The sequence below is a fragment of the Arthrobacter sp. Y3223164 genome (assembly GCF_059091005.1).
Window position 1 is genome coordinate 1 of the sequence record NZ_JBNHGF010000313.1, and the last position, 3,230, is coordinate 3,230.

Here is a 3,230-nt window from a genome sequence, read left to right on the forward strand (position 1 = left end):
GCTGCTCGACGAACGGCCGGACGCCGAAGACTGAGCGGCCGCCGGTCCGCCCGGGGCACGCGAGCACCGCCGTCGTCGCCTGAACCGCGCTTCTCGGGCAAGATAGTCAGGTGAGCACAGTCGAAACACCTGCCAGCGGGATTCCCAGCGACGAAATCCGCCACGAGTACGAGCAGTTGACCGAGGACGTCCGCAAGTACCGCTACGCGTACTACAACGAGGACGCCCCGCTGGTCTCGGACGCCGAATTCGACGGGCTGTACCGGCGGCTGGAGGAAATCGAGGCCCTGCACCCGGAGTTGGTGGCCAACGACTCGCCCACGCAGGAAGTCGGCGGCGAGGTCTCGGCCGCCTTCGCCCCGGTGGAACACCTGCAGCGGATGTACTCGCTGGAGGACGTCTTTTCGCTGGACGAACTGAAGGCCTGGGTGGACCGCGCCACGGCGTCGGTGGCCAACCTGGGCAACGGCAGGAAGCTGCGCTGGCTCAGTGAAGTGAAGATCGACGGCCTGGCCGTCAACCTGCTCTACCGCAACGGTGAACTCATCCGCGCCGCAACCCGCGGGGACGGCACGACCGGCGAGGACATCACCCACAACGCCCTGACCATCGCGGACATCCCGCGCCGGCTCTCCGGCAGCAACATCCCGGCCGAGGTGGAGATCCGCGGCGAAATCTTCATCCCCACCAAGGACTTCCTGGCCCTGAACGAGCGGATGGTGGAGGCCGGCAAGGCGCCGTTCGCGAACCCGCGGAACTCGGCGGCCGGCTCGCTGCGGCAGAAGGACCCGAAGGTGACGGCCGAGCGGCCGCTGCATATGTTCGTCCACGGGATCGGCGCCCGGGAAGGGCTCGAGGCCGAGAGCCAATCGGAGACCTACGCCCTGCTGCAGGAATGGGGGCTGCCCACCAGCCCCTACTTCAAGGTCGTGGACAGCTACGAAGAGATCCTGGAGTTCATCGAGCACTACGGCGAGCACCGCCACGACCTGCTGCACGAAATCGACGGCATCGTGGTCAAAGTGGACGACTTCGGCCTGCAGCGCGCGCTGGGCCACACCTCGCGGGTGCCGCGCTGGTCCGTGGCCTATAAGTATCCGCCGGAAGAGGTCCACACCAAGCTCCTGGACATCCGGGTGAACGTGGGCCGCACCGGCCGGGTGACGCCGTACGGGGTGATGGAGCCGGTGAAGGTGGCCGGTTCCACCGTGGAGATGGCCACGCTGCACAACCAGGACGTGGTCAAGGCCAAGGGCGTGAAGATCGGCGACGTCGTGGTGCTGCGCAAGGCCGGCGACGTCATCCCGGAGATCGTGGGCCCGGTGCTGGCGCTGCGGGATGCGCAGGATCCGCCGGTGCGCGAGTTCGTGATGCCCACCGACTGCCCCTCGTGCGGCACCCCGCTGGCTCCCGGCAAGGAGGGCGACGTCGACCTGCGCTGCCCGAATGCCAAGTCCTGCCCGGCGCAGCTGACCGAGCGGGTGGCCCATCTGGCCGGCCGCGGCGCCTTCGACATCGAAGCGCTGGGCTACGAGGCGGCGTTCGCGCTGACCCGGCCGGCCGAACCCGAACAGCCTCCGCTCACCAACGAGGCCGGGATTTTCAGCCTCAGGCCCGAGGACCTGGCCGACGTGCGGATCCGGCGCGAGAAAAAGGATAAGGGGGTGCCCACCGGCGAGATCGAGCTGGTGCCCTACTTCTACACCAAGGGCACCGCCAAGAAGCCCTCGGTTCCCACGGCCAACACCAGGAAGCTCTTCGAGGAGCTGGAGAAGGCCAAGACCCAGCCGCTCTGGCGCGTCCTGGTGGCTTTGTCCATCCGGCACGTGGGTCCCACCGCTTCCCGCGCCCTGGCCACGGCCTTCGGCTCGATGGACGCCATCCGGGCCGCCAGCGAGGACCAGTTGGCGCACGTCGACGGCGTCGGTCCCACCATCGCGGCGGCGCTGAAAGAGTGGTTCGCCGAGGACTGGCATGCCGGGATTGTCGACGCCTGGGCCGCCGCCGGCGTGCGGATGGCCGACGAGGTGGACGAGAGCATGCCCCGCACCCTGGAGGGGCTGACCGTGGTGGTGACGGGTACGCTGCCGAACTTTAGCCGTGACGAGGCCAAGGAAGCGATCATCATCCGCGGCGGCAAGGCCTCGGGCTCCGTCTCGAAGAACACCAGCTATGTGGTGGCCGGCGAGAACGCGGGGACCAAGCTGGACAAGGCCGAGTCCCTGGGCCTGACAGTGCTGGATGAGGACGGTTTCCGCCGGCTGCTGGAAACCGGCACGGCATGACGGGGGAGCGGCCAGGGCCCGCCGCCAGCTGGCAGCAGTTGCTCTCCGCCCTGGCCAGCGAGCGGCTGCGCGGGCTCTATGCCGCCCTGGTGCTGGGCCAACAGCCGGAGATGACCCTCAAGGAACGGCAGAAGCTGGTTGCCTCCGGCCTGGTGACGGACGACGGCGGGGCCCTCGCCGTCGAGTCGCGCGTCTTCAAGGCCGCGCTGGCCGCGGCCCGGAAACCCGGGCCGGCCGGGCCGGAAAGGTTTCTCACCGGCGGGCTGGTGGTGCTGCCGTCCCGCGCCTCGGACCGGCTGGAACTGCTGGGCTACATCCGCGACCGCGTCATCGCCGGAGGCGAGGTCATGGCTGAGAAGGACCTGAACGCCCGGCTGGCCGCGTTCACCTCCGATGTGCCGATGCTCCGCCGTGCCCTGGTCGATGACGGCTTCCTGGACCGCGAGCCGGACGGCAGCGACTACCGGGTCGGCCACCGCCGCGCCAACGGCCCCGGGCAGCCGTAGCCGCGCGAGGGGCGGAACGTGTGCCGACGCGGCATAACCGCGCCGACGCCGGGGCCCCCAGCGGGGTAGTTGCACGGGCGTCGCGAAAGCGGCCTTTATCGTCCCGGCGTGCGGCTTTATCGGCCGGTTTCGACGATATACAGCGTTCTCGACGTTATAGGCCGCTCTCAGCGGGGAGATGGATACTGGCAGCACCACGCGGGCCCAAACCGTTCTCCCGCAGTCTCGTGAAACTATCGTGACTGGCATCACCCGCCATGGGACGATGGATGTGCGAGGTGAGCCATGAACGAATTCTTTGCCGACGGTTTCCCCTGGTGGTTCATCTGGGTCGGTTTCGCCGTGGTCTCCGGTATTGGACAGCGTGCCAGGCGGACCCGGCGCGGCCAGGGCTGGAACCGCGGCGGCCGGCGCAACGAAAGCGCACGCTCGGAGGCCG

The 3,230-nt window shown here is 68.8% G+C and carries 2 protein-coding genes; both read left to right on the forward strand.

Annotation, left to right across the window (positions count from 1 at the left end; all coding sequences use genetic code 11):
• Positions 1-110 precede the first annotated feature (110 nt).
• Positions 111-2,285 carry an NAD-dependent DNA ligase LigA gene (gene ligA, locus AC5RUJ_RS13165; protein ID WP_494128319.1) on the forward strand — a complete coding sequence of 725 codons (2,175 nt, stop codon included), beginning with the start codon at positions 111-113 and terminating at the stop codon, positions 2,283-2,285.
• The gene (locus AC5RUJ_RS13170) at positions 2,282-2,791 is read left to right on the forward strand and encodes a DUF2087 domain-containing protein (RefSeq protein WP_494128318.1); all 510 of its coding nucleotides are present in this window, start codon (positions 2,282-2,284) and stop codon (positions 2,789-2,791) included. Before ligA ends, AC5RUJ_RS13170 begins: the two co-directional genes overlap by 4 nt.
• Positions 2,792-3,230 lie beyond the last annotated feature (439 nt).